Source organism: Paenibacillus sp. P4_E11 (assembly GCF_056401635.1).
In genome coordinates this window covers 1-4139 of sequence record NZ_JBFUIX010000223.1, presented here as the reverse complement: position 1 = coordinate 4139, position 4139 = coordinate 1, and the positions used below count along the sequence as shown (strand labels likewise).

Here is a 4139-nt window from a genome sequence, read left to right as displayed (position 1 = left end):
GTGCGCAACCGCAAGCTGAAGTAACTGATTATGGTACAACCGATTTCGGATCGACATTCAACAATCGCCTTCATGCTTTTCTGGAAGACGTATCGAATGGTGTTCCCCGCGAGAAGCTTCGGGCCAATGGTCGTGACGCACTAGCTGTGTTGGAATACACGTTCGCGGTGATCGAATCCTACGAGCGTGGAGGAGAAGTTGTTCGACCGCACGCACTTCCACCGCTGCACGGTGATCCATTAACGATGAGATAAGGAGGAACATAATCATGATCAAGCTTGGTGTTAATTCGGTTCTTTTTAAGCAATTTGATTTTGCGACTGCGGCCAAACAAATTAAGCAATGCGGATACGATGGCGTCGAAATCTCAGCAATCAAGGGGATGTGCGAACATCTCGATTTAAGCCGTTGGCAGGAGCAGAAGGAAGAGCTGCAGGCAATCGTGCAAGAGAATGGGTTATTGTTCTTGTCGATGGAAGTCGCTTCGTTGGATGAGGCTCGCTTGCAGCAAGCATTCGAAGCGGCGGCAGCAATTGGAATTCCGGTCATCAATGTAGGTCCAGRAGGGAAAACGGACCAAYCTGGCGATTTGCAGCAATCGATCGATCAGTTGGCCCGATTGGCAGAGATGGCTGCATCGTACGGCGTTACCTTATGCGTGAAGGCACACGTGAACCAATCGATCTACAATACACCAACGACACTACAAGCGATGGAGCAGATTTCGTCGCGGGCATTCGGCATCGATATGGACCCTAGTCACATCCATCGAGCAGGCGAGAATGCGGATGAGGCGCTCCCAGCCGTCCTAAGCCGAGTGAAGCATGTCCATATCCGTGATTGCAGAGGCAGAGAGCAAGGGCCTGGACCGATTGAGTTGCAAGCCTGCGGTCGTGGCGACATCGACTTGTACAACTATTGCAAGGCGATGGTAGACGGTAATTATGACGGTCCTGTCGTGCTTGAAGTCATTGGCGCTGGTCCCGATCATTCGCTTGCTGAGGTTTCCATTGTGGCTGCTGAATCGTACGGCTACTTGAATGCTTGTCTGAAAAAATTGAATGGTCGATAGGAGGCTATAACAATGACCCAGAAAAAACCGAACGTGATCTTATTCGGCATAGACAGCTTGCGTCGTGATCATATGAGTTCCTATCATTATAACCGGTTAACCACCCCCCATATGGATAAGATAGCGTCGGAAGGCGTATTGTTCGAGCAGCATTTCAGCCCGAGCATTCCGACGACACCGGCTTATGCTTGTATGCTTACGGGAATGGATGTATTCGGCACGGATGTAGTGGCGCTGCGCCATCAAGGACCACTAGGCGGTCACGTCCGAACACTGGCCGAAGTGCTCGATCAAGAAGGCTATCAGACGACTTGTATCGGATTTACTGGAAACCCTTCTTCACGCGGATTCCAGACTTATCTGAATTACGAATCCTGGCAGCCGGATGAGACAGGCCGTGCTCCGAAAGCTCATAACTTGAACGAGGTTGCCATTCCAGAGCTGGAACGGTTGGCGGCTGAAGACAAGCCATTCTTCCTATTCTTGCGTCATATGGATCCGCATTCACCTTATTTGCCGCCCGCACCTTATGAGCGGATCTTCTACGGCAATGACGAGATGGATCCCAATAACCGCTCCATGGAGCCCGTCTATAATTTCAAGCCATTCGCCTCGTTCCTACAATCGTGGATTCCTGAAGGCGTTACAGACCACGAATATGTCAGCGCTCAGTATGATGGAGCTATCGCCTATATGGACGCCTGCATCCAGACGATCTTCGCCAAGATCTCCGCTCTTGGCCTGGAAGAAGACACGCTGGTAATCATTACATCTGATCATGGTGAGACGCTATATGAGCATGATTGTTATTTTGATCACCATGGGTTATACGATTGTACGCTTGTAGTTCCACTCATCCTGAAATTTCCTGGGCGGGTACCCGCAGGGAAACGAATCTCTGAAGTCACCGTGATCCAAGACATTATGCCTACGATTCTGGACCTGTTAGACATCGAGAGCGGGATTGAATTTGACGGACGCAGCTTCGCTGGACAATGGCAATCCGAGCCTACTTCCAGAATCAGTGAGTTCTATATTACGGAATGCACATGGATGCGCAAGCATGGCTGGAGAACACCGGAGTGGAAGCTTATTCACGCCTTGGAACCGGATTTTCATTTCAAGCCAGAGTACGAATTGTACAATCTAATCCGCGATCCGGAAGAGAATATGAATTTGGCCGAGCAAGAACCGGAAGTTGTAGCTATGTTGGAGCAACGGATGCTGGCGCATATCGCAAGAAGGGAAAAGGAGACTAATCGTCGAAATCCAATCTATACGAATCTGAATTGGCATGGAAAGGGCAAGACATTCGAATCCTCCCAAGAGGCTTACGATTCTCTCGGAATTGGTTCCATCGGCGGCGCCCGTTCCTTGCAAGAGAAGAAGGCCAACCAGGAAGAAAAGAAGGCAGGTGCGTGATGATCCGAGTTGCTGTTGTAGGTGTGAACCATATAGGCAAAATTCATTGCCGCAGTTACAAGCAGCACCCCGACACACAACTTGTCGCCGTGTGCGATCTGATGGAGGAGCKGGCAACACAAGCCGGTTTGGAATTTGATGTTCCCGCTTATACCGATCTCTCTGTTCTATTGCAGCAGGAGCAGGTAGACGTTGTGATTGTGGCAACTGCCGGTGTGGAGAAAGGAAGTCATCACTTTGCACCTGCTATGCTCGCCATTGCCGCAGGTAAAGACGTACTAGTAGAGAAGCCCATCTCCAACGATATTTCGGAAGCCAGGCAGATGGTTGCATACGCCCGGGAGAAGGGGGTTCGACTTGCCTGCAACTTGAACCACAGATTCACCCCAGCTGCCTATCGAGCCAAGGAACTGGTGACTGCGGGTCAACTTGGCAAACAGCTATTTATCAATATGCGGCTTACGATTCAGAACAAATCCGATGAGAGCGAATGGCTGCACATGCGAGCCCTGCATCCCCATTCCATCGATGTCATGCGATATTTTGGCGGAGACATTCGTCGTGTGCAGGCATTCATGACAAGAGCGGAAGGCAGAAGCTCCTGGTCGACGGTCTCCGTCAATATGGAATTTACTTCCGGCGCCGTAGGTCACTTGACGGGCAGCTACGACATGTCGATGCGCCATCCGATTGAATATTGCGAGGTTGCTGGTCAGAATGGCCGATTCGTCATTGACAACGTTTACGAAAGTATGACCTTCTATCCTCATCAGTCTGACGATCTGCTGGTCGTGAAGAATCCATTGTTCGGGGGGATGCAGGGATTTAACGATACGTTCGGACGACGAATCGGGCGATTCGTGGAACAGATTAAAGCAGGGACAGCACCCGAAGCGATTGAAGCTTCAGGAGCAGATGCGCTTGCCGCGCAGGAAGTGATTGAGGCTGCGATCCGATCGCATCAATCCGGCGGCATGCCAGTGGAGGTTACATGTCCCTGATGAAGGAAGCGATGAAGATGACTAGCAGGAGGACACAAGGTCCAGTGCTATGGTTTACTGGCTTGTCAGGTTCTGGCAAGACAACGACTGCCAAACAGTTAGAAGCTATCCTTCACGAACAAGGCCATGCTGTTGAATTGCTGGATGGAGATGATCTGCGTACGACGATATGCAAGGGCCTCGGGTTCAGCCGCGAGGATCGATTAGAGAACATTAAGCGCATAGCCTATATTGCCAAGCTGCTCTCACGTAATGGCGTCATCGTACTCGTCTCCGCCATTACACCATACAATGAGATGAGGGAATATGCTCGCAGTGAAATTCCCAGCTATGTAGAGATCTATGTGGAATGTCCGTTGGAAACGTGCGAAGATCGGGATGTGAAGGGACTTTATGCCAAGGCAAGGCGGGGAGAGATCGCCAAGTTCACCGGTATTTCGGACCCTTATGAACAACCTTTACAGCCCGATATCACGCTACGCACTTCGTCCTCAACGGTGGAGCACAATTGTGACTCAATTCTGGCTTATCTGAATACAACACAGACTTGACGAGGACGCTTCCTTAGGAGGAAACTTAAGACATGAAGATCATTCTCATCTCGCTCGATACGCTGCGTGCTTCCCGATTGGGCAGTTATGGGT

At 50.5% G+C, this 4139-nt stretch carries 5 protein-coding genes; all 5 read left to right on the top strand.

Translation table 11 applies throughout. The annotated features are described in order from the left end of the window. A partial coding sequence (locus AC1DWB_RS31705; protein ID WP_477545083.1) for a hypothetical protein occupies positions 1-254 on the top strand: 254 nt, incomplete at its 5' end. A gap of 14 nt (positions 255-268) precedes the next feature. Then, positions 269-1072, top strand: coding sequence for a sugar phosphate isomerase/epimerase family protein (locus AC1DWB_RS31700; protein WP_477545082.1), 804 nt, complete (start codon positions 269-271; stop codon positions 1070-1072). 12 nt (positions 1073-1084) lie between these two features. After that, a complete protein-coding gene (locus tag AC1DWB_RS31695) occupies positions 1085-2494 on the top strand; it encodes a sulfatase family protein (RefSeq protein ID WP_477545081.1) in 1410 nt (469 codons plus the stop codon). Then, a complete protein-coding gene (locus AC1DWB_RS31690) occupies positions 2494-3495 on the top strand; it encodes a Gfo/Idh/MocA family protein (RefSeq protein WP_477545084.1) in 1002 nt (333 codons plus the stop codon). Before AC1DWB_RS31695 ends, AC1DWB_RS31690 begins: the two co-directional genes overlap by 1 nt. Further along, a complete protein-coding gene (gene cysC / locus AC1DWB_RS31685; protein WP_477545080.1) occupies positions 3486-4046 on the top strand; it encodes an adenylyl-sulfate kinase in 561 nt (186 codons plus the stop codon). The genes AC1DWB_RS31690 and cysC overlap by 10 nt, the downstream gene beginning before the upstream one ends. The last annotated feature ends 93 nt before the right edge of the window (positions 4047-4139 follow it).

Coding starts and splice junctions, on each gene's coding strand:
- AC1DWB_RS31695 (WP_477545081.1), top strand. CDS start 1,085: ATGACCCAGAAAAAACCGAACGTGATCTTATTCGGCATAGACAGCTTG.
- cysC (WP_477545080.1), top strand. CDS start 3,486: ATGTCCCTGATGAAGGAAGCGATGAAGATGACTAGCAGGAGGACACAA.